Genomic DNA, 24,483 nt, shown 5'->3' on the forward strand with positions numbered 1-24,483 from the left:
GGTGCCTTCGGGGCGGGCGCGGGAATCGCCAGCCGTGGCCCGTCGTGAACTACAACGTGCCCGCCTTGTCCGATGAGGAGCCGGGTGGAGTACACCACCGACACCGTCGCGGCCGGGCGGGAACTGGCCGCGATCCGCATGCTCACCGACTACGACATGGACTCCACGACGCCGTTCGCGGTGTGGCTGGTCGGCCAGCCCACCCTGCGCAAACGGATGAAGCACGGCGTCCTGGCGGCCTTGGACCAGCGGATCTGGATCAGCTACCAGATGCCCACGATGAGCAGGGAGGAGACCTCCACTCGCACCGCCATTACTGAGACCCATGCGACAGAGTGAGCACGAAGCCGACACCGTGTGCACGACGATCACTAGAACTCAGGGACCGCCGCCGGGGTCGCTTCATCCCATCCCATCCCATCCCATCGACGACCAACACGTCGCCCTCATGCTCATCTTCAGCGTCGCTCAACAGTGACTGAGCCCTCCATCTGTCTAATGAGCACCTGAGCTGTCTAGCTGTGCATTCCAGTTGGCCGGGAGGGTAGCCCTCATACGACCTGAGCTGGGCGGTATACCTCCGCTTTCTATCCTGCTGCTCTCCCGCTCGTGGTGCTCGGGCGGTGTGGAGATCTAGTCGCTCGGGGAGTTCTCTCAGTGGAGGCCGAGAGTGACATCGCTGCCGAGTCGCTGCGCGGATGGTCTGTGAAGTGGTCCGTAGGCCGAGCAGATGTCCTGTTGCCGGTTGGTGATCTGGACTTCGGGCCTCCTCCGGACGGCGCGGTTCCGGCGGCGCAGGCCCGGGCAGAGGTCCCGGCCGGGCCGAAGGACCTCCAGGTGGATGCGCTGCCAACCGCCTCTTTTGCGAGGCCCGCCGGTCCCGGTGCAAAGGGCCAGGTCTATGCTCCAGGCACTCGATTCTGCGTTCCGGAGGGGGCCGCCTCCGGCGTGACCTGTGCGAACAGCGGATGTTTCGTATGGATCCGGGGGATTCTGTGAGCCTTACTGTTCCGCGCGCCGTCCGCGGTGCGCTCGTCGCCGCCGCCACGGCGCTCGCCACCACCGCCGACCTGCTCGCCACCGCCTCGTCCGCCGAGGCGGCGAGCGGGTACGACCGCTGCGCCCGGGGGCAGGTCTGCGTGTTCAGCGGGTCGGCCGGCACGGGCTCCATGATGGTCGTCACGAAGAGCCTGCCCAGTCTCGGCGCCTGGGACGACCACATCAGCTCGATCGCCAACTACAGCACGTACACGGTGTGCTTGAGCTCCGAACCGGACTACGAATTGGGCGGCAGGTGGTACCCCTACGAAGAGGTGTCCTTGGCCACGAGCGACCGCCCGGATCTGGACAACGACATCAGCTCGATCGAGCTCCTGCCGTACGGGCAGGGGAGCGAATGCGGTCTGTCCTACTACCCCGTGCAATGGTATGACCAGGAACCGCGAGTGCGTCCCTCCTCCTCGGCCGCCGAGGCGGCCTTCGGTGACCTCAATGGTGACGGCCGTGCCGACCTGCTCGCCCGCAACCGCTACAGCGAGCTGTGGTACTGGGCCCCCTCACATGAGTGGAACGTGACCGACAGGTTCGAACGCATTGGCACCGGCTGGACCGGGATGAGCCAGATGCTGCGCCACGGCGACTACAACGGAGACGGAATCGAGGACGTATTCGCCCGGGACAAGAACGGCGTCCTGTGGTTCTACCCCGGCACCGGCTTCGGCACCAGCAAGCGCCTCGGTACGCGTGTCCAGCTCCGCGGCACGTGGAACGGAATGCGCGACATGGCTGCGGCCGGAGACCTGAATTGTGACGGCAGGCGGGATCTACTCGCGGTCGACGCGGCCGGTGTGCTGTGGTCGTACCCGGGCAACGGGAAGGGTTCGTTCGGGACGCGCAAGAACCTCGGTGGCGGCTGGGGCGTGATGAACGAGCTGGTCGGTGCCGGTGACATGAACTCCGATCACCGCTCCGACCTCGTGGCGCGGGACACGACCGGCCGGCTGTGGCTCTACCCGGGCAACGGCCGCGGGGGCTTCGGCGACCGGCACCTGATCGGCACCGGGGGCTGGAACGGCTTCAAGGAGCTGGCAGGGGTCGGTGACTACAACGGCGACGGGCACCCCGACCTCCTGGCACACGCGCACCAGGACAACTCCATACGCATGTACCCCGGGACGGGTGCATCGGACGGCCACCTCGGCCGCCCGGTGGCCGTCATCGAGACCTCGGACGCGCACCTCGTCTTCTGAGCCACGGCCGCCAGGCCACCCGGTCCCACCACCACCGTTCAGAACGGACTGCATTTCGTATGGCCCGAATCCGTACCCTGTGTCGCGTAGGTCGACGTCTCCTTCGCGACACAGAACTGGCAGAAGGTCATCCGTGACCGCCGCCGGCCCGGGTACTTCGTGCGCCGCCACTTCGAGGCCATGGTCTTCTACGGGCCTTGACCCCGGATTTTGGACACCGGAGACACTTGGATCTTGATGGTCCAGGAGCCCAACCGCTCGGCGGCCGGCCGGTACTCAGTCCGGCGAACGGCCTACCCCTGCCGCTGGCCGTCGCCTGAATCAGCGCGGAGTGCCCAGCGCGCCCGACCTCGACGCCCATCATGTCGAGTTCGGATTGCCGTCGCGGTTGTCGGCATCCTTGCCCGGCACCGAGGTCATGTAGGGCGACGACGCCCCGTAGGCGGAGGCGGCGATACCGGTCTAGTGGATCTACCCTTCGCCCCTGGTTGATTATCGTGCCGCCGCCTGCGGGCCGTGGTACTGAGGTAAGGACGTAGTAGTGCGCGGTAGTACGGGGAGATCGATTTTCGCGTTGATACGCAAGGTGGCGGCCCTGACACTGGTTGTCCTGGTCGCCCTGGTCACCCTGGGCGGGCTGCAAACGCCGGCGCAGGCGGCGGGTGTTCCGGACCGGGTGGTGACGCGGCTGGACCTGGCGACGTACGTCGTGAACTACAAGAACGGCATGCCCAGCACAGAGGACACGAACCAGTTCAGGTGGGAAGCCGACAGCCCCGCGGAGGTCGCTGAGATCATCCGCGCGATGCGGATCGCCAACCAGGGTGACGCTGCGACGCGGGGTGAGGCTGAAGCCATCCTGCAGCGGTACGGCTACAACCTCGACTGGATCCAGGACACTGTCTCCGAACGGTCTTACCTGGTCGTCCGGGAGAGCGTGCCGTGCCAGCGATGCTGGGGCATGTACATCCTGCGCTACGACACGTCGTCGGCGCAGGTCAACCTGGCCGTCGAGGTACCCCACCCGTTCCATGACGAGAACACGCCGGAACTGGGGATCAAAATGTTCCGGGACGTCGACGCGAAGATGTTCGCGATGGCCGGCACGCACCGGTACAACAGCACCGAGACGCGGCCGGAGTACGAGAACAGCCGGGTGTCGGACATGGCGCGCAGTTACGAGAGCCTCTTCCACAAGGTGCACACGAACTTCACGACGTCGGCGCCCAACGCCACCCATGTCGTGCAGCTGCACGGATTCGAGGAGCGGGCCAACTATCCGGACGTGGTGCTCAGTAACGGCACCCCGGAGCCTGAAATGCGACTCGACTCGTTCTCGAAGGCGCTGAACGCGAACGACGTGTGGGCCGGAGTGTTCGACGGCGTCCACTACCCGGACCTCGGGGCGACCATCAATCCGCAGGCCAAGCACACCAACGGCAAGGGCGGCTTCTTCTACCACATGGAGATGACGCAGTGGGTCAGATACAGCACGACCAAGCACACCGCCGTCATCGAAGCCCTTAAAGACGCGATGTTTGCCGGTCGCCCGGGAGAGGTCGCCGACATCCCCTACGCACCGGGATACAACCCGAGCGCCGCGGTGGCCTACGCGGTCAAATACGCCAAGATAGAAAATCCGGCCTACAAGGACTTCGCGAACCTGGGCGGCGACTGCACCAACTTCGTCAGCCAGGCCCTGCTGGCCGGCGGCTGGAAAATGAACGTGCCGCTGGTGAGCCACCCCAACACGCACCGGGAACGGCCGTACTGGTACTACCGCGCCAATGATGTCTCGTGGACATGGTCCGCTGCGAACAACTGGGCGGAGTTCGCGAAGGACAGCGGCCGGGTCGAGAAGGTGCGCTACCTCAGCGACGTCGGCATCGGAGACATCGTCCAGTTCGCCAACCCGGCGGACCGTAACAAGGACCACACCATGATCGTCACCAGCCTGTCCGAACAAGGTCCACGGATGAGTTACCACAGCACGGGCCGCCCCACGAACAAGCTGGACGAGCCGCTGTGGGACATCGTCAACCGCCATCGGGATAAGGCCTTCTACGCCTGGCGCGTCGTCAACACCACGGCCACGCCGCCCCTGAGCTGATCCATCCGCGGGGTTTGGGTTGCGACCCAAACCCCGCGGACTCCCTCCACACCGGACAGCCAGGCTTGCCGCCCTCGACGCTCACACCGCGTTGCGGTAGTTCATCTGCTTCAGGCCGTCTCCGCCGGGCTGCGGCTCAAGTCGCGGAGCATGACCGCGTAGAGGCATGAGTCGGGGAAGGGGCGGCGTTCGCCGACCTTGGCGTACTGCCAGGTCCCGGACGCGAGGATGGGTGGTGTCGACCAGGAGCACGGCTCGGCCGCCAAGCAAAACCGGACCCGGTCGGTTCAGAATCAGCCGCACGGAGTCGATTGCCCCCTCGCCTCGCTGGACGCTGCGAAACTGTCGCAAGTTCAGCGAAGCAGGCTCATCGGGGGAGAGCACAGTGGCGCAGAAGAGCGACAAGCCCTACTACCGGGCGGGGCACTGGGTACGGCCGTCGGCCGTCAAGCAGGTGAAGAAGCCCGCGACGGGCGTCATCGTCGTGGCCGCGTTGCTGGCCATCGCTACGTGGAACACGGTAGTCGGCGATGACAGCGGGGCACCTGCTCCTGCTCCGCAGCAGCCGATCCCGAGCGCCGCAGCCACTCCCTGAACGGGGAACAGGTCTCTCAACTCCGGCCGTTCCGTCGGGACGCCCTCCCTGCCCATCGCTCCAGCAGCGTCGAACTACGCTTCTGGCTCGGTCGTGAGTTGCTGGGCCGGACAGCAGCTGCCTCAACCGTCGTCTCCGCCAGCAACCGCATCCACACGGCTTGCCACTCAGCGACCTGTGTCTCCGGCACGCCGCAGACAGACAGGTACGCCCCTGTGGTCTGCCAGGTCTTGGGCAGATTCCCACGGTTCAAGAGCCGGCTGACGGTGCCGGCGGAGACACGCCCACCGGACCGCAGACTGACCATCTGATGGGTGAGGCCACTCGTGACGCGAACGTCTGACAGCGCCTTGAAGAAGCCCTCGACCGTACGGATGCCAGAGGGACTGGGCCAGGAGCGTCCTGCCGTCGGGTTGTCGCGGGCGGTAGTAGGAGCGGACCCCGCTGCCGGCAAGTACGCCGAGTTTCGGCCGAGGGCGAGCTGCGCTCCCGTGTTCCTGTCCCGCGCCTGGGGTGCGGGACGCCCTTTGGCCGCCAGGTTGATGCGCATGTGCCGGTACAGGGCGCCGAACTCCAGCAGCTCAGGGCCGTGGGGGATGCCCCTCCGAAGGATGTCCAGGAGCTCTCCGGTAAAGGCGGTGAACGGCTCACCCGGCGGGGCCAGCGCTGTGCGCGTTTCTGCCGCGGCGGCCAGCAGGAATGTTCCCTCCACTGATGCCTGATCGGCCAGATCCGCCGGGTCACCAGCCATCGACCCGAGGGCACGACCGCTGTAGCAGCAGTCGAGGAGGACGACACATCGCTCTGCCCGGCTGGTCAGGAGCGCCTGCCGTAGCCACCGGTAGGGCAGCCCGGTCTCCACCTGTTGGCTCCTGGACTGCGGCATGGCCAGGTAGAGGTCATTCTCCGGGTCGACCAGCCCGTGGCCCGCGAAATAGACGAGCACGGTGTCACGCGCTTGCTCGGCTGCCGACCGTACCGCGGCCATGGTCATCTCGGCAGTCGTGGGGTTGGAGAGGGTCACACAGTGGTCGGGCGGCAAACCCCAGCAGGAGGGTTCCGCCATTGCCGCGGCCAGGGCCGCCAGGTTGTTGGACACCGCAGGCAGTGGCTCAAGGTGGTCATAGCGACTGGTACCTATCAGCACAGCCCGGGTCGCACCGGGGTCAGGCAGGGCGCTCACGCTTCTGGGGCCTCATCCGCAACCGGGGCCTCAAGGGAGCGGACAATCCGGCTGATCTCGTCGTCGCTGGGCTGCGTAAGAACGATCACGGTGTTGCCCCGCCTGATCTCGACCGGCGGGTTCTGAGGCCTTGTCTGCTTCCAAGTGGCCAGTGCCACCACGAAGGAGGCAGCGCTCCAGCCGTTGTCGGTCACCACCTGGATGACGTCCACCAGACTGCCCATCTGCCCGGACTCGGGAGGCTGCTCCCGGAGCGTCAGCGAGGAGGACTTCCGGATGTCGCTGTCTGCCTGAAGCCAGTTGTGCAGTGAGCGCAGCTCGTCAGCCTCTGCCGCCACCCGTACGTCAACACGCATGGTTTCTCCCGCCTCCACCTGTCCGCCCTCTCGTGCACCACCACCATGGTCTGGCAGAGCGTGCCGCCTGGTGTGCGTTTGGCTCATTCCCACTCTTACCTGGTGCGGAATGAGCGGTGGCCCGGCCACTGCGGGGGGCCGGAGGCGGGGGGCGCCGGAACCTCGGGCCGCTCTCGTCGAGCAGGCCGAGCACCGGGCCTCGGAGCGTCGACGTACCCCCCTACCCCGGAATACGGGCGGGACCAGCCGTTGGCGAAGTCGCAGTGGAGGTCGGTCCAGCGGCGCAGCTCTTCGGGTGTGGAGCTGGGATGGTCTTGGAGGTGCATCAGGGCATTGACCCACTGGTCCCAGAGGCCGCCGGGCTGGGTGAAGCGATCGGCGTGATAGGTGCCGAGGTGGGCGTCGAGGCGGAGGAGGGCGCCGAGGGCAGCGGGCTGGTCGTAGCGGAGGTCGGTACGGGGGAGGTAGCGGTCGAAGGTAGGCCGTCAGGATCTCGGCGTCCGCCGGGGTGCCCAGGCGGGCCAGAGCGAAGCAGTAACCGCCGCCGGAGTAAAAGACCTCGCTGGCCAGGAGCAGATCGCCCATGCGCTCGCGGAACGAGGTACATCGGCCCACGCCGATCAGCCAGGCTGCGGTGAGGCGCGCGCCATTCGTAGGCGAAGAGCGCCTCCAGCTCGGCGGGCGAAGCCCTCGGCGTGCGGCCACCCCGGCGCAGGACGCCGACCACTGCGCAGGTCGAGGTAGCGCGGGCGGTCCGAGTCCTTCCTCGTCACGTAACGCTAGATCACGTGGCCGTAGCCGATTGCCTCGGGGCGCTGGAACGGCATGGGGTCGCCTTCTGGGTTCGGGTGCAGATCACTGCAACAGGGCTTCCATCTCGGCCTCACCCTCGACGGAGCGGGGGGATCCCCGCGTGCGCGGGGACCAGAATGCCTCGTCGCCGACGCGGCCTTCGATCGGGGGATCATCCCCGCGTACGCAGGGAACAGCCGTAGGCGCCCTCGAGCTTTCGCTCGGACTGGAGGTCATCCCCGCGTGCGCGGGGAGGAGGGACGGGTGCGGTCGCCGATGCGCGTGCCGAGGGGGGTCATCCCCACGTGCGCGGGGAACGAGATTGGTAACGAGATTGGTGAGGAGAGTGGTAGCGCGATAGGAAGGAACCCTCTCAACACTCGGCAGGTCCTGGACTTTTGTCCGCGGACAAAAGTCCAGGACCTGCGTCGGACGGCGGCGCGATGCTTGTTGCCATCGGTGACATGCGCAGGGACATCACAGTGGTGGCGCAGAGTTCGTGTCAGTGGGTGTCGTGCGCAGGGGTCATTGCAGTGGAAACGCAGAGTTGTTACGGCGTCGCCTGGGCGCTCATGCACCTGATAGAGACCGGTCCGAACCCTGTCCTGGCCACCGATCCCGGACCGGAGGCCAACGAGTGGCACCAACGGCACTTCCTTCGCGCCGTGACCGGAGAGCTCATCCCCTGAACTTGACGACATAGCAACGTGCGGTGTCGTCCCGCAGGCGGCCCGGGAGGGGTGGGCCCTTCAGTTGGCAGGGGGCAGGCAAGAGTAAATGCCACACGGTCCTACCGCAGGACGGGGCAGTTCGCAGCCTCGTACTCGTCCGCGATGGTGAAAACGCTGGCGCAACTCGGACACTCGGCCTTGCCGAAGAGATGGGAGATTCCCTCGGCGAGTACGTCTTCCCCATCGCGTTTCGCGGTCTCGTGCATCCATCGGCCGACCCCCGAGAGCTCCTCGGCAGGACTCGGCCGCAGGTCACGCCGGTCTGTGTCACCCAGGTCCCAGTCCCGGATCGCCGCGTAGCGGCCATAGCCGCCGATGGCGATGGTCACCTCCACCGCGCAGTGGGGGCATGGCAGCTCGTAGAAGTCGTCGTCGAAGTCGCCCAAGACGTTGGCCCAGTGATACTGCTCCTGGACCGCGAGCAACGCGCGGAAGGTAAGCAGGTAGTCGGCCGGCCGCGACTGCAAGTGCCGGTCCAGGAGGGCGCCGAACTCGGCGATCGCTTCTGCGCTTCCGGCCAGCAGCTCGTCGCCGTCGTGGTGACTTGCCGCTCGTTCCATGATTGCTCCAGCCAGGTGTCGTGCCCTCGTGCTGCCCGCGGCGAGGCGCACCAGCCGGGGCAATGCCGCGAGGCCGGCCAGCGACAGCAGGTCGTGCTCAAGGACCAGCCGATACCCCAGCTCGGTCCACGCTTCGGCGTCGTCCTCACGCTCCACCAGAGCCAGAAGCTCGGGTACGCGGTCCACGTCCAAGCGGCAGTCGTACATCTGTGCCCAGTTCACCACCCAGGCATTGAACAGTCCCGCGAGCTGCGAGTCGACCCCGGCCCCAACGCTGCCCCCGAGGTACGTCGTCAGCTTGACGTCTGGCTTCGTGATGTGTCCGTGGTGACCCCGTGGTCAGCCGACTTCAGGTGCCGCGCCAGGCGGAGCAGGCTCCACCGTGGTGACGCGCCGGATGTGGCCCACCCACGAATCCGGCGTCAGGGAGGACCACGCAACGTCGATCTCAACGCCGTGAAATATGCGGGTGAGGTCCGCAAGCTGCGTGAAGATCGCCGTCTGTACGTCCTCGTGGGCCGCGTCGGCGGGCATCGGGACCTTGCCGCATCCGCCACCCGAGTCGTCGGCGATGAACGTGTAGGGCCACACGTCTTGCCCAGTCAGCAGGATGATCTCCTTCGGTATGCCGAAGGGGGGCCGTTTCTTCTTCGCCTTGGGTCGTCTCGCCACGGTGCCATCCAACCTGACGGACCGCGGGGTCAAGCACCCGGCATACACACCGCAGCCCCTTCCGTGAGCTGAGGACCGTCTCACTGACACAACCCTCCGCGCCACTGACATCCACTGGCTCTGGCCCACATTCGGTGAATCGGTAACTGATCGTGGGGTCCCGTTGCTGCGGGGCCGGAGGCAGGTAGGACCCGGATGGTCGCGGTTGCGTAATCAGTCGAGTGCGCGAGCTATTGCTCAGTGACGATCTGGGGCAACCGGATCTTTGATCGTCACCGAACGGCCTCGGGGTGCTTCGTGCTGCATGCTCCGTCCGCAGGCAGTGATGTCTGCTGTGCTCGCGTGTTCCTGCCAGATTTGAAGGACGTACAGATTCAGGGCGTCGACGACTTGGCCAAACGCCGTGGAAACGCCTACGCCACGATCCTGGCCGGCTACGGCCACGGGTAGCCCAGTTCCTCAGGGTTGTAGCCTCCGCAAAGCTCGGCGGTGGCACGCGGGTCGCCTGCGGTCAGCAGCGATTCAAGGTGCTCCGCCTGGAGGGATGGGACCTCTGCGGAGACCGGGAGGGTCACCAGGAACTGTGCCCAGGGCAGATCTGTGTCGGCCCGGTTCGGGGGATGCCTCAGGATGACGTCGATCCGATCAGGTTCCGTGGTGCGGGAGGCCCAGACGTCCTCCAACTCGCACTCCCACCTGGCGAGCCAGTCCCCGCGGTCCCTCAGCCCTGCCTCGAGCAGCCGCGCAACCACTCCTGCCGGCCACTCCCAGCTGCGGTCCTCTCCGGCTCGCAAGACCTCGATTTCGTACTGGTCTGCGGCGAAACGAAGCTCCGGCAGGTCGAGGTCCTGATGGGCCAGGTCGCGCCAGCCGGCCCAGACGACGTGATCCCTGTCGCGCCTGACCGTCACGTACAGGGCGCCGCAGCACTCCTCCACGCCGCACCCGGACCAGGCGAGACGAACCTCGTGGGGCGTCACCGCGGCATGCAGCGGCGCGGCACCGTCCAGCAGATACCGAGGGTCTTCTCCCAGGTACCGGAGGCCAGCCACCCTGCCGGGGAAGGACACGTCGGCCAGGAGATCCCGGCCATTGACGATCGGGCGGACCTCTATGCCGCCCTTGCCTGGCGGTGGGCACACGATGTTCAGGCTGAGAAGGTCCGGTCCCATGGTCATCGCGCAATGATCGCGGAGCCGGCTCGCAACTGTCATGTGAGATTCGTGTGGGCTCCGCTGAGGGCAGCAGTTCGGGCCGCCTCAGGGACCCTGGTCCCCGGATGCCTCTCCGGAACGACGCAACGACGGGACGGCAGCCTGGGGCACTGCCGCTTCAGACGGAGGGGGCTCCTCCGCGGTGACCTGCCGGAAGTGGCCGACCCACGAATCCGGCGTCAGGGAGGACCATTCGACGTCCGGTCGCGACGCCGGCCGCCGCGGCAAGTCGCGCCCCAGCCCGCCCGGCCAGAGCGATGGCCACACTGGTCAGAAACTCACGCAACGCCGTCGTCCGGCGGGCGTACCGGGTCGTCAACCCGCCGACCTGCTCGGCGAAGATCCGCTGTGAGCAAGCCGTTTCCCGGCAGAAGAACCGACGGACCACAAGACTGATCGAGACCGGCCGTCCGCCCGCAGCCAGGCCGTCCAAAACGCGACGGTATCGACTGTGGACTCGGGCGGAGAGTGCCCCGCACGAAGGACACCCGGCCTCCTTGCCCACGGTCCGGACGGTGACCACAACCACGTTGGCCAAGTCGTCGACGCCCTGAATCTGTACGTCCTTCAAATCTGGCAGGAACACGCGAGCACAGCAGACATCACTGCCTGCGGACGGAGCATGCAGCACGAAGCACCCCGAGGCCGTTCGGTGACGATCAAAGATCCGGTTGCCCCAGATCGTCACTGAGCAATAGCTCGCGCACTCGACTGATTACGCAACCGCGACCATCCGGGTCCTACCTGCCTCCGGCCCCGCAGCAACGGGACCCCACGATCAGTTACCGATTCACCGAATGTGGGCCAGAGCCCATCCACCCTGCGCACGACAGACTCCCGGTGCCCCTCTCGACCACTGCAAGTTCTTCGGCAGTCGGTGTCACACAGAGCCCCGCTCCCGGTACTAAGCAATAGCCAGCCGGAGCTGGAAGCCACGCGCTTCACTGGATGCGCAGGGGAGGAGAGGCGATGGAAGCCTCGTGGATAGCCGCCGGGCTATGTGTTGTGCCTTACGTGGCCCGGTGCTTGATGGTCTGGTTCCGGTCTCGCCGCGACTCGGAGGCTGCGGCTTCCCAACACCGTGCCGGGGCCCGGATGGTCGAGGCGCTTCCGATGGGCAGTCGGATGCGTTCTGCTGCCGGGGACGAGGTCACGATCGAAGTGGGACAGCAGCCGTTCCGACAAGAGCGGGCTCCTCATGGTGGATGACACATCATTCCCGCAGACGCTGCCAGGCACAGGGGTCAGGACAAGCCTGGGGCCGTATCCCTTCCCTGATGTCTATCGGCGCGAAATGCCGTTACTGACCCGCTTCGTCATGAAGCACGGGGCTGGCCCGCAAGAGGCCGCGGATGCCGCCCAGGAGGCCTTCGCCACGGCGTACCCGGTATGGGACAGCATCCGCTTCCCGGCACGCTGGCTGCGGACCGTGGCTGTTCGGGTCTACTTCCGGGCCAAGCTGCGCGAGGACCTTCCGGGGGAACTTCCCGCGACCCGGGCAGAGTCTCATGTGCCTACGAGCATCCAGCTGAGTGACCAAGAGCGTGAGGTCTACGCGGCCCTCGTCGAGTTGCCGTCTCGGCAGCGGCAGGTCATGGCCTGGTTCTACGACGGGTACACCCTGGCGGAGATCGCCGAGGAGCTGGGCATCACCAAGGAAGCGGTCCGGCAGAACCTGTGTCGGGCCCGGGCCACGCTCAAGGCCGGTCTGGGCCAGCGAGGAGGTGCGTGATGAGCGAGCACCAGGACATGTTCATGGATGGCGACGACCCCGAGTTGGATGCCTGGCTGAAGACCGCTGACCAGGCTGTTCTGTCTTCCTTGGAAAGCGGGATGGACCTCTCCCACGGTCTCGCCGCGATCACCGGGCAGGAAGCCGCCGCGGTGGAGGACGCCCACTCGGGACCCACAGCAGATGAACCAACCGGATGGCCGTATGACCGCCACGGTCGAACACAACGGCGCAAGCGACAGCGGATGGAAGGGGCGGACAGCAGCACTTTCCACTTCGGCGACAGGGTCACCATCCACGGAGGCTCCGACAACATCGGCATTGTCTCCGGCCAGTCGGGACCAGCCCCCGCCGACGGAATCCAGATGCACCACGCCCTCCAGGAACTGATCCGCTTGCTCCAAGAATTGCGGAGCCAGGTTTCTCCCCCGCTTGACCAGGTCATCGACGAGGCCCTGCCGTACCTGAGCGCCGATGCCTCCGTCCCGCTCCAGGGCCGGCGTCGCGCACTGATAGCCGTCATGGGAATCACCGCAACCATGGGCGCCGTTGGCCAACCGACCTTCGAAGTGATCAGGGTGATTCTCGACCTGTTGAATGACGAGTGACCGGCTCTGGCCACGGCTCCACCAGCAGCAGCATGGGACATGGGGAGGGCTGACGGACTCTGCCTGCCAGGAGGCTTCAGGTGGGTGGGTGGGTGGGTGGGTGGCGAGAGGGTGCTCAGCCGGCCCAGACGATGGTCAGGACGCGGAGGTGTCCGAGGGTGCGGTTGACCCAGTAGACGACGGTGAGCGGACCGATCGACGCGCGCCGCACATCTTCGCCTTCGGGATCGGTACGGTCCCATTGGGGCCAGGACCACGGCGAGCGGGCGGCGATGTCGAGCACGTCGCGGGCCATCTCCTGGACGGTCGGGTCGAGCTCGGCAAGATGGACCGCCGCCTGCTGTGCCAGCCGAACGGGCCAGGCATCGCTCACCGGCGGGCCCCGATGATGTCCTCCAGGGCGACGCTGTCGGTGTCCTCGTACCCCGAGGTGACGAGCGCGGCGACCGCGGGCGCGGTGTCGAGCCGGCCCTGCCATTCGCGTACGACCTCGTGCAGCGAGGAGAGGTCGTACGTCGCCCGGGACTCCTCCAGCGCAGCGTCCCAGTCCCGGTCGAAGGCGGGGAGCCAGCGGCCGGCGGCATCGTGTCCGGCGATGCGGGTACGGAGCCTCGCGGCCGCGGCCGGGGCGGGGGGCGGCGGGGGCTGATGGGGGTATACGGGCTGTGCGCTCATGCGGGTTCCCTTCCTTCTTGTGTCGAGTGTGACGCCCGGCGGCGGCCGGGTCGAGGGTGGGCGGTGTCAGCGGCGGAAGATGCCACGAATCTCCCTCTGCACGGATTCACGTGGACGCAGCCCGGGACAGCTGTCAACGGCCCGGGCTTCATGCTGTCGTCCCGTGGCACCCGAGCGGGCCGGAATGCCCGTACCGGCACCCTTGGGAGGGGTTGGGTCCAACGCTCCCAACGGTGCGTGGCTTGACGGAATTACGGGTGGTCGGGGCCAGCAGTCGACGACTTCGTGGGGGGCTGCACGCGGGCGGGCAGCCCCGCCCGTCACCACCTGCCGATCCGGGCACGTGCCGGGGAGCAGGGCAACCGGGATGCGGACGCCATCGGGTTCGAGGGGCCATCCCCGCGAGCGCGGGAAGCAGGACTCGGTTGTGCTCCGCGTGTACGACGGCCTGGGGTCATCCCCGCGCCAGCGGGGAGCAGCGCACCGGAATGGGCTGGTTCGGGTCGTAGTCGGGGCCATCCCCGCGTGCGCGGGGAGCAGGCTTACTGAGCTGACACTTTAGGGAGAGGGGGAGGCGTTCTGAAGCACTTTCGCCGAATCCGACATATCCGGCAGTCCGCGATGAGTGGCCACTCTCTCCCTCCGCCGCCCAGTGTCGGCGTGACTTCATGGTCAGGACACACCAGCCACAGGAGCCGCGCCCGGCCGCACGCGATATCCGAGCTCCCGCTGGACAGCCCTCGTGCGATGACCACGACCTGCCCCGCATCCCGACCATTCACTTCTATCTCCGGCCGCGCCCGCCCCGCGACGCAGCCGGCCCGGCCTCAGGCTGTCCCCGCCGGGCTGCCGTTCAGGTCGCGGAGCATGACCGAGTAGAGGGGCGAGTCGGGGAAGGGGCGGCGTTCGCCGATCTTGGCGTAGTGCCAGCTCTCGTAGAGGGCTTGGACGCGGGGGTGGGTGGTGTCGACCAGGAGGACCGCCAGTGCCTCGTCGCGGTCGGTGAGGAGGGCTTCGTGGAGGCGGCGGGCCGTGCCGGTCTTGCGCCACTTGCTGCGGACCATCAGTTCGGAGACGGCGAAGGTGGTGCTCGGGTCGGGCGCGGGGTCGAGATGGTCGCGCCACCATTCGCGGCCCGGGTTGGACGGGGCTCCGTAGGAGAACCCGACCGGATCCGCCGGATCCTCGCCCTCGTAGGCGATCACGCATACGAAGCCGGGGTGGGCGCCCCAGTGGTCGACGAACCAGGCGAACCGCTGGTGGAACTCGTCGTCCATCTCCTCGGCGTACGCGTCGTCGTGGACGTCCAGGAGGGTCTGGCGGATGCGGTGGAGGTCTGCGTGGCCGAAGCGTTCGAGGCGGTACGCACCTCCGTGGTCGGTGTGGAGGGCCGTGTCGGCGTCCGTTCGGTGGTCTTCGGCTGCGCTCACGCGGAGTGGCTCCATTCGGTGCGGTAGCGGTCGGCCCAGTCGAGGGCGGCGGTGGCCGACGGAGCGAGGGTGAACAGGTCTCGGTGGAAGTCGCCGAGGAGGGTCCGCATACGGCCCGGCAGTGGTGCGCCGCGCATGAGTTGGAACGCGGTGTCCGTGGTCGCGCAGGCCTGGTCCAGGTCGCCCTGGTGGAGCTGGGCCAGGGCCAGGCGGGACGTGGCGAGTGCCCGGTTGCGGCGGAAGGGGTGGGGCAGGACGGACAGGGCCCGGTGGGAGGCGGCTTCGGCCTCCGCCGCGTCGCCGAGGCGGTCGCGGACGATCGCGGTCAGGGCGTGGAGTTCGGCGGGCCCGTAGAAGGCGATCCAGCTGGGCCGGTTCGTGTCGGGTGCCTTGGTGAGGGCCTCGCCCGCGTGGCCGAGGCTGCGCAGGGCGCTCTGGCGCTCACCGCGGTTGGAGTGGCTGACCGCGGTACGGGCGTGCGCGAGGGATGCGTAGAAGGGGTCGCGCCGGCTGACGGCGGTCGACTGCGTGGCCTGGGCGGCCGCGACGGCGTCGGCGTGGCGGCCGCGCTGGTGGGCGAGCATGGCGTTCGAGTTCCACACCCGCATCGTGGCCTCGGGATCCTGAGCCAGGCCCGCCAGTCGCAGGGCCGTGTTCAGGTGCGCCTCGGCCTGGCCGAGCCTGCGCGAGTCGATGCACGACCAGGCCGCGGTCGCGGTGTAGTTCGCCGCGACGGAGAACAGGCGCTGCCGGGTACGGCCGGTGGCGGCGCCCTGCTGCAGCGCGAGGGCCTCACGAGCGCCGGCGAGGGCGGCCCGTTCCAGGTCGGAGCTGCCGCCTCCCGCGTCGTCGGCCGCCATCAGGGCGTCCAGGCCGTCGCGCAGGCGGATGACGTCGGCGGATCCGACCGACGGACGCGCCCCGATGGTGGGCGGGTTCGTGGAAGGGCCGGTGGCCGCGGCCGCACCGGCCGCCGCAGCGGCGAGGAAGGTTCGGCGCAGCACGGGCATCTCCTGCTCCTGGTCGGCCCCGGTCGAGCCGGACCCGGCCGGACCGGACACAGTCGAGCCGACTGAGCCGGCCGAACGCCGGGGGACGAATCCGAGTTCCGTGACGGGTGCTCCCGCCACCGCTTCCAGAGCCCGGCGCAACCGGGCGTGGGGCCACCGGTTCTCACCCGACAGCCAGCGGAAGACCGTACGTTCGCTCGTGGCCCCGGGGCGGCCGGTGATCCCGGCCAGGGCATCGTTGACCAGCTCCGCCAGCGCGGCGGCGGTGAGCTCGTGTCCGCGCATCCACGCTGCCAGCGGCTCGTTCCTGGGCTGTGCCATACGAGCCACGGTAGAGGCGGCCAACCCCGGACGTCAGGTCAAGCCACAGCCAAGTCGTCAGTACCGGTGCGAGCAGCCCGCCATGGGTTCGTCATGGCCCTCCCCCGACCGGCGGGAGTTACTGGTGATGCACGGATCCCCTTCCCCCATCCGTGCGTACGTTCCCAGTGACCCCCGCCCAACGGAGGCAGCCGTGCTGGATGTGGAACCCGCGAACCTCGGAGCGCACTGGGCCGCCCGCAGTCACCTCCACCCCGCCCAGGTCTGGCGGGAGTGGGACGACGTGCTCGGCGTCGCCTTGCTTCCGGCGGGGCGGCTGTGGGACGCCGTGGCCCTGCCGTACCGGCAACTGCAGGCCGTGGCCCAGGACCTGGCCCCGTACGGGCTGCTGGAGGACTCCGCGATCCTGGCGGACCTCGCGGTGGACCGGTGCTACCTCTTCACGCCCGTCGGCACCGCCGCGCGATGGGACGTACCGGGCACCACGGCACTCGGGGAAGGGTGGTGGCTGGTGGCCTCCAAGCCCGGTGGCAGGCAGCGGCGTACGGGGACATGGGTGCAGGAGCCAGGCTGGCAGACTGCCCTCACGGACCCCGTCCTCCTGCGGGAGTCACTCCGGCGGAACGCGGAAGCCGCTTCGTGAGCACGGAGAGGAGGGAGGGGAGAGGAGGGAAATGTACGCCGGCAGGCAGGGGCGGGAGGGCGCAGCACCCGTGCATCCCGTGCATCCCGAGCGTCGCGCGCTCTGGACGTTCCCGGGCTGTGACCAGGACCAGGAGGACACCGCTGCCCGGGCCCGCTTCAACGTCGGCATCGCGTACGGCCACCCTGGAAGAACTCGACCGCCACCTCCGCAACGAGGGCCGGCTCGTCCACCGCACCTGCGAGCCGACGCACAGCTCCCTCGGCCAGTTCACCCGCACGAGCGCCTCGTTCCTCAACGGCCACGCCCTCGCCTGCCTCGTCGCGGCCAACCGCTACGAGCACGTCCACAACGAGCTGCTCCCGATGTGCGAAGCCGGTTTCACCGTCCTATCCGACCGGTACCTCGCCTCCTCCCTGGTGCTCCAGCGCCTGGACGGCGTCTTCGAACAGTTCGTGCTCGACCTGCACCGCGAGGTCCTGCTGCCCGACCTCTCCGTGATCCTCACCGCCGAGCCGGCCGTGATCGCCGCCCGCCTCGCCGCCCGCGGCATCCGTCACCGCTTCCACCTCGACCCGGACGCCCCGAGGCGCGAGATCGAGCTGTACGGAGAGGCGGCGCGGACCCTCACGGCCATGGGCGTACGGGTGCTCGTCATCGACTCGACCACGACCACCCCCAAGGACGTAGCGCGCCGAATCGCCGACGCTCTTCCCCCGGACGGGAGTACCGTCCACAGCGCCCCAGTACCGACCCAAGCTCCAGCCCCACCAGACCCGACGAGCACACGGTGACCCCGAACCCATGAGCCCCAGACCCGCAACCCCCGTCATCGACACCCACGTGATCCTGCGCGACGGCGACATGATCCTGTTGTCGCAGCGCGGAGGACCGTACGGCCACGGCCGCTGGCACGCCCCCTCCGGCAAGCTCGACCAGGGCGAGTCCCTCACCGTCGGCGCCGCCCGCGAACTCCGCGAGGAGACCGGCGTAGAGGTCGACCCCGAGCACCTGCGCCTCGTACACACCGTGCACCACAGGCAGAGCGAGGCGGTCGAACGAATCGGCCTCTTCTTCCTCGCCACCGAGTGGGAGGGCGAGCCGGTCAACCGCGAGCCCGAGAAGTGCCTCGCCCTTACGTGGTTCCCCGTCGACGCCCTGCCCGAAGACATCATCGAGTACCCGGCCGCCGGCCTGTACGGCTACCTCAAGAACGCCGACGGGCTGACCGAACACGGCTGGTGACCGGCCACGGGGGACACCGGGGTTCCACGAACGGAACCCCTGGGCCGTATGAGGCACGTGAGCTCCGAGGGCCGGTCACCGCGGTGAACTTCACACGGAGGCCGGCGAGGGCGGGCGCCAGGTCCAGGACCCTTGATCATTCGCGGGTTGTTCAGGATCACTCCGGCCCCGGGGTGACCTGATATCAGGCTACGGACTCGGCCCGACTCAGGGAATCAGGATCAGGTTCTGAACCCCCGCGTACGCCGATGCCGCCGTGACCCGCCTGCTCAACCCCCGTCGATGCGGTCGAGGAGTGCCTTGGCCTTTCCGGTGCAGTAGTCCTTCGGGCCGAAGAGCGCCAGGCAGTCGTCGTACGCGGTCGCAGCCCCGCGGCCGGGCCTCGGTGGCACGGCCCAGCCCGAAGAGTGCCGTCGCTGCGGCCCGATCGACAGCGCCGGTCGCCGGCCGGTAGTCCCCCTGGGACAAGCTGCGGCGCAGCACGTCGGCACGCTGCACCTCGGAGAGGGCCTCCGCCTGGCGGTCCTGGCCACTGAGGTGGGCGGCCAGAGGAAGCCGGAGGAGCAGTCTGATCCGGTCGGCTTCGAGGTGGCCCGGCGGTGGGAGAAGGGATGTGACACCGATGGCGCCGAGGCTCTGCTGAAGCGGGCCGCCCATGCCGGGCAGACCGGAGCCCTGGCGCAGTTGGCGCAGATGCGGGACTCCGCCGGAGACCGGGCGGGGGCCGAACGCTTCGCACGCCTCGCGGCCGACGCGGGCCAGCCGCCGGTACTGAAGCCGTTCGCCTGGATGCGCACGGGGCCGGGGAACGACGACCGGCACCGCCATCACGCTGTGGCCCCACGGCCTGGACCCCGACGGCAGGCCTTCGACCCTGTGGTGAAGAACTGTTCCGTCTCACCGGACTTTGACTTGTCTCACCGATTCCTCATGCTGTCTGTCAAACCGCGAGGGCAGCCGGTGGGACGAGCTCGTGGCACCGTCCGTCGCGGGGGAGGGCCCAGAGGACATTGACCCGGCGGCGGGCGAGGGCGAGGACGGCCTGGGTGTGGGGACGGCGCCTTGCGCGCCGACGCCATCGCCGGGCGGCTCGTCGCCCGTCACCTCGACGATGGCGCCACCCTGGAAGTTCCCCGCACCGCCATCGACGGGGACCGCCACGCCAACTCCCTTCTCTGCGAGGAGGCCTGGCGGGCCACAAGGCCCTCGGATATCGACGGCCGATCGCCTACACCCAGGACGGGAAGTCCGGTGCCTTCCTGCGCGGCGCCGGCTGGAAGGACAGCGCCGAGCGGCGCCCGTGCCCCGGCTGGCACACCCCTCCCGGCCCCCGCACACCGCGCGGCACCGAACACATCGCCCGCACCCTGTGGCAGGCCACGTGATGCGGGGTCAGCAGTGCGTTGTGCCCTGGGAAAGCACGAAGGTGGTCTCGTCGTCGTGGACCCGCACCCACTCGGCCGTGGGCTTGCCGCGCCGGTCGACAACCTCCTTGTTGTACCAGCCCCACAGATAGGACTGGGTCTGGAAGGTGTAACACCAGCCCACGTCGACGCGGAACGCGTCCCAGTCCTGGTTCGGGTTGGTGCCCTGACCTTTTTGCAGCCAGTAGTCGCCGTTCCTGTCACCGCACGGCGGGGCGTTCTGGGCCAGCCATTCCTGGTCGCCGCACCAGCTGCGCGCGACATAGACCGAATCCCCCGACTTGTTGAAGGTCTCGGAACACATCGGACTGGTGCACCACCCATCGTCGGCTTGTGAAGCAGGGGCCACGGCGACGAGGCCAGTCAGCGCCAAACCGAGCGCGACACCTACGCGGGTTATCGTTCGGATCGGTGATCGAAGTGACATGTTCTCTGCTTCCTTGATGGGCCGTACCGTTGATGGACGCGGCCCGGATCAGGTGGGACATGCTGATCGTGACGGATGAGCTACAGCAGGGCCAGAGCCCGGCGTCCCGCTCGCCAGTTGGGATGAAAATCGCGCGCTGACCTGCGCGAATACGGGGGGATGGAACGCCATGGACTTTCCTGCCACACAGGGTCTGTCCGATCTGCTGGAAGTACTGAAGAAGCGGAGCGGCCTCAGTTACGCCGCGCTCGCAGGGCGTTGCGGTGTGAGCACGTCAACTCTGCACCGGTACTGCCGGGGGCACACGGTGCCGGACAGCTTCGGCATGGCCGAGCGCATCGGAAGAGCCTGCGGGGCTACGAGGGAGGAGCTGAACGAGCTGCACCGGCTCTGGCAGCAGGCCGACGAGCAGCGTGCCGCCGGTGCGCTGACAGCGGCCGCGCCAGATGCCGGCACACAGGCGGCGCCTACAGGCTCTTCCGCACCTCCTCCCCTGGCTCGCCGAGCGCTCACCACGCCGATGAGTCGGCAGTTGACTTGGGCAGTGTTCCTCCTGCTGCTCTCGTCCCTGATGCTGACCGCGAGCGGCGGGCGACCTGCTGGTGACCGAGCGGCCGAGGAACAGTGGATTCCGGGGCCGAGCTGGCAGCAGGCGCCGCGACCTGTTCCTGCAACGCTGTTCGGCGTGACCATGAATAGTTCGACGGGCACCATGCCGGCGTTCCACGTCGGAGCGGTGCGTCTGTGGGACAGCGGGACCCGCTGGAGTCTGCTGGAGCCGCAGCGTGCCGCGTTCGACTGGGCAGCCCTGGACCGGCTGGTCGGGGGTGCCAACCAGGCAGCCCTTCCGGTGTTGTTCACTTTCGGTGGGACCCCGTCCTGGGCCAGTCCGGACGGCCCCAAGACGGCCTACGACGACGGGTCGAGAGCCTCGCCGCCCGACGACCTGGCGGATTGGGACACATACGTCCAGGCGGTCGCAACGCGTTACCGAGGTCGGATTGAAGCCTATGAACTGTGGAACCTCGCCCCCTCACCGAAGTTCTTCACCGGCAGCCCTCAGACTCTGGCAGACATGGCGAAACGAGCCAGTCGCATCATCAAGCGCGCCGACCCGCAGGCCACCGTCGTCTGTCCTGGCATCGGAGAGCTGTGGCAGCAGGAATCGCGGACCTACCTGTCGCAATTCGCCGCAGCGGGCGGCTACGAGCACTGCGACGTCGCGGCCGTCAAACTGCACCAAAGAGACTTCGGAGACAAGCCGGAGACCCTCGTGGAACTCGCAGGAATAGTCGAACGCGCGTTCCATCAAGCCGGGTTCCATCTGCGGATTTGGAATACCGGCGCCGCCCACCGGATCGCTACGTCGGCCCCACTGTCCGAGGAACAGGCAAACAACTACGCGGTGCGCTTCTACCTGATAGGCCTCTACACCCGGTACGAGCGGATGTACTTCTACAACTGGGGCGGAACCAAGATCCCCATCGTGCTACAGGCCGACGGCGGTGCACCGACCCGCTCCGCGCTCTTCGTCGAGGAGCTGCAACGGTGGCTGCACGGAGCCCGCATCACCTCCTGCGGACACGGCCTTCCCGACAACCTGCCTGCGAACGTGTGGCAATGCCGATTCCTGCTATCCACCAGCCACGGTGACGACGAGCCCGCAGCAATCGTCTGGGCCGACTCGGGAGAAGCTGTCATGACCTCTCAGCCCGGCGCCTACCGCGTGCGGCACCTGGACGGCCGCCGTCAGGAGACCCAGCAAGGTACAGAGCTACACGTCACCGAAAGTCCGATCCTCGTCGAGTACCGGAGCGCAGCTGGGTCCCACCCCTGATCACGTCACGGTTCAGCCGACGCAGCCGAGCAGCTCGCCTTGGGCCTGCGTGGCTGGGCCCGCACCGGCCAAGCTTCGCTGAGACGGATCGCTGGTTCGTCAAGCTTCGCTGAGACAAGTCAAAGTCCGGTGAGACGGGACAAGAACCTCCCCTGGCACTCGCCTGAGGTTCATTTGGCGGCTCGACCTTTGTTTGTCTGGCCCGGCCCCCGATCCGCGCCTTCGGTCTTTGATCAACCGCCTCCAGCCAGGTCCTGTGAGGAGAGTGAGGGTCGTCGGGTTCGATGGATCGGATGTCCTTGTGAACCTCGCGGATCCGCAGGAGCAGCAGCACTCCGAGGTCGGACGGCTCCCCGCGCACGAGGTCTCCCTGCTTCGCAGCGCCGCCCTTCGCAACTCTTCGGCCTGGGCCGGGAGATCAAGGCTGCGGAGATCGAACGTTCGCGTGGAGGAGAGGCGTACCTGTCAGCAAGGGCATGTGAGAGCCCCGAGCTGCGGTCCTTCCTCCTCGGCATCCAGCCGGGGCACATCCTGCCGGGGACCGTTGATGGGGATTCTTGAAGTTTTCAAGAATCCCCATCAACGCCGTCGGCTTCATCGGTACCGCAGCGCGCCCCCGTCACCTGGTCGTCCGGTTGCCCGGCGATCAGGTGGCCCGCTCCCAGCAGCTGACCGCGTCCCTTGCCGTGCAAGTGGCCCTCTTCTTGTGGGTCGCCGGCCGGGGCGCCGTGGCCCACACCCCGGATGGCGAGCCCTATCAGAAGGCGAGCGAGGGCTTGGTGGTCGAAGTCCTGGCGGGGACCACGAGACATGCCGTGGTCACCGTCGTGCGCGTTCATGGATAGCGGCTTGAGCCGGCCAGTGACCGCGATTCGACGGGTGAGTCGAGCCGCGACTGCGGCCTCCGCCAGGAACCGGACCGTTCAGACGCGGAACAACTCGGCGCGCGCCGCACGACAGGGGACGCACAGGGGGCTTGCCCCCGGAGAGCCGTAGCGCGCGCACGGCTGATGACTTCTCTGCACTAGTCAAGGCGAGCCGATCTGAATGGCCTCGTAGCCAGTCGGCGCCAGTAGATGGGCGGCGGTTACCGTACGCGAGAGCCACGGCGGCCGGACATGAACGACCGCTCGGCAGCGTCACCCCGGCCCGTGTCCCGGGCGTGTCAGTGGCCTGCGGCATGATGCGGGAGACGTGACGGCAGATCCGATAAGGATTTCAGAGGCCGTCTCGAACGGGGGGCGTTGTGCACAAGCTGGTCTCAGATGGGGTAGGGGTCACGGAGGATCCGCAGCTGCATTACGAGAGGTGGCGGTGGGGCGGAAGACTGCCGAGTGAGTCGCTGCGCCGTGCCCGCGAGAGCAACGTCCTGGGGCTGCTCGACTTCGACAGCGACCTGGTCCACGACCTCGGCGCCGCGGATCCAGACGTCCAGCGTGCCGTGGCGGTGCTCGCCGCTCAGCGGGCCTGCGAGGTGGCGGGCCTGACCGATGTGCCGTGGGTCGCTGGGGCGCTCGCCGCGTTGACGCAGGGGCATCCGCTACCGCCCCCTTTCGACGACGCGGCCAGGATGCGGGAGGCGCTGGAGTCCACCCCTCTCGAACCGGGCCCGGATGTTCTCGGGGCAGTACCGCCCCAGCGGGGGCGGTACTTTCCCCCGGCGCCGGCAGGGTTGATGTGGGTCAAGACCGCAGAAGAGAGCGACGGGGAGACGAGCTACAGACTTGACCGGCTACCGGGAAGCCAGGCACCGATGGTGTACACCGAACTCGTGTTCCCTGCCAGCACACCGCAGGTCCGCGGGCCCATCTCACAGCCGCATTACGCTCTCCCCGCCGTACGCGCTGCTGCCGAACCCGACCCGCTCAAAGCAGCTCTGGATGCGGTGTGGCATGCGCTGAACACGTACGGAGAGCACTACCCGAAGTTGTTGGATGAGATCCGGTCGATCTGGGGCGGCTGGATATCCGTACCGGATGCACAGAAACGGCCTGCTGATCTGGGCCAACGAGTGCGGAGCGGACGAGGGGGCGTACCGATGATCAACTACCGGGTGAAGTGGGTACGCGCGAGCGACGGAAAGGCCATGGCGTCCGCGGTGAACTACGACCAGCTCAGCGCCGAACACCGCACAGCAGATCTCGAGGCGGAGGGCGCCACGAACATCAAGATCGTGAAGGTACGGCCCGGCGAGTAGAACCGTCCGATTCGCATGCACCCGGCCGTCTCCACGGCACACGCGGGCGTTGAATGCGCACAGCCCCCTCGACTTGGTGGTCGAGGGGGCTGTTGCGTTGGTAGCGGGGACAGGATTTGAACCTGCGACCTCTGGGTTATGAGCCCAGCGAGCTACCGAGCTGCTCCACCCCGCGTCGGTGAACACCACCCTACGGCACTGACCCCACGCTTCCGACCGAGTGCTCGTGCCGGTCGGGGCCCATGGCTCCCGGCAAGTGGTCCGTCAGCAGGCGAGTTTGCGGTTCGCCAGGACCAGCAGGGGTCATCAGAGCGGTCGCCCACTTCTGAGTCGGGGCGTTCGGCGTGAGGATTGTTCTTCACTCCAAATCGACTGCCGTCGCGGGCCAGCCGGTTACGGCTGACAGGGAGGCCCCCGCCGTTTCGGAGCTGCGCTGTTCGGGCGGCGGGGGCCTCACGGGGTATCAGGGGTG

The 24,483-nt window shown here is 67.9% G+C and carries 24 protein-coding genes, 1 tRNA gene and 3 pseudogenes; 12 read left to right on the forward strand and 16 right to left on the reverse strand.

Features of this window, described 5'->3' with window-relative positions:
• Positions 1-84 precede the first annotated feature (84 nt).
• From OHA37_RS39190 to OHA37_RS39205, 4 genes are all read left to right on the forward strand, one after another.
• The gene (locus tag OHA37_RS39190; protein WP_266914055.1) at positions 85-339 is read left to right on the forward strand and encodes a hypothetical protein; all 255 of its coding nucleotides are present in this window, start codon (positions 85-87) and stop codon (positions 337-339) included.
• A 656-nt stretch (positions 340-995) separates the two neighbouring features.
• Entirely contained in the window at positions 996-2,249 is a 1,254-nt protein-coding gene (locus OHA37_RS39195; protein WP_266914057.1) for an FG-GAP-like repeat-containing protein, read from the forward strand.
• Between the two features lie 574 nt (positions 2,250-2,823).
• The gene (locus OHA37_RS39200; RefSeq protein ID WP_266914059.1) at positions 2,824-4,359 is read left to right on the forward strand and encodes an amidase domain-containing protein; all 1,536 of its coding nucleotides are present in this window, start codon (positions 2,824-2,826) and stop codon (positions 4,357-4,359) included.
• Positions 4,360-4,744: 385 nt separating this feature from the next.
• The gene (locus tag OHA37_RS39205) at positions 4,745-4,954 is read left to right on the forward strand and encodes a hypothetical protein (RefSeq protein WP_266914061.1); all 210 of its coding nucleotides are present in this window, start codon (positions 4,745-4,747) and stop codon (positions 4,952-4,954) included.
• A gap of 16 nt (positions 4,955-4,970) precedes the next feature.
• Here OHA37_RS39205 and OHA37_RS39210 read toward each other — a convergent pair whose 3' ends face one another.
• From OHA37_RS39210 to OHA37_RS39245, 8 genes and pseudogenes are all read right to left on the reverse strand, one after another.
• Positions 4,971-6,137 (reverse strand): caspase family protein, encoded by a 1,167-nt coding sequence (locus OHA37_RS39210; RefSeq protein ID WP_443046280.1) that lies wholly within the window; start codon positions 6,135-6,137, stop codon positions 4,971-4,973.
• Positions 6,134-6,493, reverse strand: a complete 360-nt coding sequence (locus OHA37_RS39215) for an effector-associated constant component EACC1 (protein ID WP_266914174.1) — start codon at positions 6,491-6,493, stop codon at positions 6,134-6,136. Before OHA37_RS39215 ends, OHA37_RS39210 begins: the two co-directional genes overlap by 4 nt.
• A 95-nt stretch (positions 6,494-6,588) precedes the next feature.
• Positions 6,589-6,903: pseudogene (locus OHA37_RS39220) on the reverse strand (DUF6000 family protein); the annotation flags it as partial.
• Between the two features lie 121 nt (positions 6,904-7,024).
• Positions 7,025-7,078: pseudogene (locus tag OHA37_RS39225) on the reverse strand (hypothetical protein); the annotation flags it as partial.
• A gap of 997 nt (positions 7,079-8,075) precedes the next feature.
• Positions 8,076-8,801, reverse strand: a complete 726-nt coding sequence (locus OHA37_RS39230) for a hypothetical protein (protein WP_266914065.1) — start codon at positions 8,799-8,801, stop codon at positions 8,076-8,078.
• 114 nt (positions 8,802-8,915) lie between these two features.
• Positions 8,916-9,248 (reverse strand): hypothetical protein, encoded by a 333-nt coding sequence (locus OHA37_RS39235; RefSeq protein ID WP_266914067.1) that lies wholly within the window; start codon positions 9,246-9,248, stop codon positions 8,916-8,918.
• 434 nt (positions 9,249-9,682) lie between these two features.
• Positions 9,683-10,426 (reverse strand): hypothetical protein, encoded by a 744-nt coding sequence (locus OHA37_RS39240; protein ID WP_266914069.1) that lies wholly within the window; start codon positions 10,424-10,426, stop codon positions 9,683-9,685.
• Between the two features lie 154 nt (positions 10,427-10,580).
• Positions 10,581-11,150 carry a transposase family protein gene (locus tag OHA37_RS39245; RefSeq protein WP_323182424.1) on the reverse strand — a complete coding sequence of 190 codons (570 nt, stop codon included), beginning with the start codon at positions 11,148-11,150 and terminating at the stop codon, positions 10,581-10,583.
• Positions 11,151-11,660: 510 nt separating this feature from the next.
• Between OHA37_RS39245 and OHA37_RS39250 the strand changes: the two genes are divergently transcribed.
• Positions 11,661-12,194 (forward strand): RNA polymerase sigma factor, encoded by a 534-nt coding sequence (locus OHA37_RS39250; RefSeq protein WP_266914071.1) that lies wholly within the window; start codon positions 11,661-11,663, stop codon positions 12,192-12,194.
• The gene (locus tag OHA37_RS39255; RefSeq protein WP_266914073.1) at positions 12,194-12,802 is read left to right on the forward strand and encodes a hypothetical protein; all 609 of its coding nucleotides are present in this window, start codon (positions 12,194-12,196) and stop codon (positions 12,800-12,802) included. The genes OHA37_RS39250 and OHA37_RS39255 overlap by 1 nt, the downstream gene beginning before the upstream one ends.
• A 115-nt stretch (positions 12,803-12,917) precedes the next feature.
• Here the strand turns inward: OHA37_RS39255 and OHA37_RS39260 are convergent, their stop codons facing one another.
• The 4 genes from OHA37_RS39260 to OHA37_RS39275 all read right to left on the reverse strand — a co-directional run bounded on the left by OHA37_RS39260 (position 12,918) and on the right by OHA37_RS39275 (position 16,238).
• Positions 12,918-13,175 carry a hypothetical protein gene (locus OHA37_RS39260; RefSeq protein ID WP_266914075.1) on the reverse strand — a complete coding sequence of 86 codons (258 nt, stop codon included), beginning with the start codon at positions 13,173-13,175 and terminating at the stop codon, positions 12,918-12,920.
• Positions 13,172-13,477, reverse strand: coding sequence for a DUF6247 family protein (locus tag OHA37_RS39265; RefSeq protein WP_266914077.1), 306 nt, complete (start codon positions 13,475-13,477; stop codon positions 13,172-13,174). Before OHA37_RS39265 ends, OHA37_RS39260 begins: the two co-directional genes overlap by 4 nt.
• Positions 13,478-14,304: 827 nt before the next feature.
• Positions 14,305-14,802, reverse strand: coding sequence for a GNAT family N-acetyltransferase (locus OHA37_RS39270; protein WP_266914178.1), 498 nt, complete (start codon positions 14,800-14,802; stop codon positions 14,305-14,307).
• Positions 14,803-14,903: 101 nt separating this feature from the next.
• The gene (locus OHA37_RS39275) at positions 14,904-16,238 is read right to left on the reverse strand and encodes an XRE family transcriptional regulator (RefSeq protein ID WP_266914079.1); all 1,335 of its coding nucleotides are present in this window, start codon (positions 16,236-16,238) and stop codon (positions 14,904-14,906) included.
• Positions 16,239-16,431: 193 nt separating this feature from the next.
• On the opposite strand from OHA37_RS39275, the gene OHA37_RS39280 reads away from it, so the two are divergent.
• The 3 genes from OHA37_RS39280 (at position 16,432) to OHA37_RS39290 (ending at position 18,126) form a co-directional block, all read left to right on the forward strand.
• Positions 16,432-16,881: a hypothetical protein gene (locus tag OHA37_RS39280; RefSeq protein WP_266914081.1), complete on the forward strand. Its 450-nt coding sequence runs from the start codon at positions 16,432-16,434 to the stop codon at positions 16,879-16,881.
• Positions 16,882-17,000: 119 nt separating this feature from the next.
• Positions 17,001-17,675, forward strand: coding sequence for a dTMP kinase (locus tag OHA37_RS39285; protein ID WP_266914083.1), 675 nt, complete (start codon positions 17,001-17,003; stop codon positions 17,673-17,675).
• Between the two features lie 10 nt (positions 17,676-17,685).
• Complete coding sequence (locus OHA37_RS39290) at positions 17,686-18,126, forward strand: NUDIX hydrolase (protein WP_266914085.1); 441 nt, start codon at positions 17,686-17,688, stop codon at positions 18,124-18,126.
• A 269-nt stretch (positions 18,127-18,395) separates the two neighbouring features.
• Here OHA37_RS39290 and OHA37_RS39295 read toward each other — a convergent pair whose 3' ends face one another.
• From OHA37_RS39295 to OHA37_RS39305, 3 genes and pseudogenes are all read right to left on the reverse strand, one after another.
• Positions 18,396-18,518 (reverse strand): hypothetical protein, encoded by a 123-nt coding sequence (locus tag OHA37_RS39295; protein WP_266914087.1) that lies wholly within the window; start codon positions 18,516-18,518, stop codon positions 18,396-18,398.
• A 548-nt stretch (positions 18,519-19,066) separates the two neighbouring features.
• A pseudogene (locus OHA37_RS39300) lies at positions 19,067-19,201 on the reverse strand (IS110 family transposase); the annotation flags it as partial.
• Positions 19,202-19,518: 317 nt separating this feature from the next.
• Positions 19,519-19,854 carry a hypothetical protein gene (locus OHA37_RS39305; RefSeq protein WP_266914089.1) on the reverse strand — a complete coding sequence of 112 codons (336 nt, stop codon included), beginning with the start codon at positions 19,852-19,854 and terminating at the stop codon, positions 19,519-19,521.
• Between the two features lie 292 nt (positions 19,855-20,146).
• Here OHA37_RS39305 and OHA37_RS39310 point away from each other — a divergent pair, with 292 nt between their 5' ends.
• From OHA37_RS39310 to OHA37_RS39320, 3 genes are all read left to right on the forward strand, one after another.
• Positions 20,147-21,814 (forward strand): helix-turn-helix domain-containing protein, encoded by a 1,668-nt coding sequence (locus OHA37_RS39310; protein WP_266914091.1) that lies wholly within the window; start codon positions 20,147-20,149, stop codon positions 21,812-21,814.
• Positions 21,815-22,371: 557 nt separating this feature from the next.
• Positions 22,372-22,659 (forward strand): hypothetical protein, encoded by a 288-nt coding sequence (locus OHA37_RS39315; RefSeq protein ID WP_266914093.1) that lies wholly within the window; start codon positions 22,372-22,374, stop codon positions 22,657-22,659.
• A 401-nt stretch (positions 22,660-23,060) separates the two neighbouring features.
• Positions 23,061-24,011, forward strand: a complete 951-nt coding sequence (locus tag OHA37_RS39320; protein ID WP_266914095.1) for a hypothetical protein — start codon at positions 23,061-23,063, stop codon at positions 24,009-24,011.
• 98 nt (positions 24,012-24,109) lie between these two features.
• On the opposite strand, the gene OHA37_RS39325 is transcribed toward OHA37_RS39320, so the two are convergent.
• A tRNA-Met gene (locus tag OHA37_RS39325) sits at positions 24,110-24,186 on the reverse strand.
• Between the last annotated feature and the right edge of the window lie 297 nt (positions 24,187-24,483).

The sequence above is a fragment of the Streptomyces sp. NBC_00335 genome (assembly GCF_036127095.1).
Classification (GTDB): Bacteria; Actinomycetota; Actinomycetes; order Streptomycetales; family Streptomycetaceae; genus Streptomyces.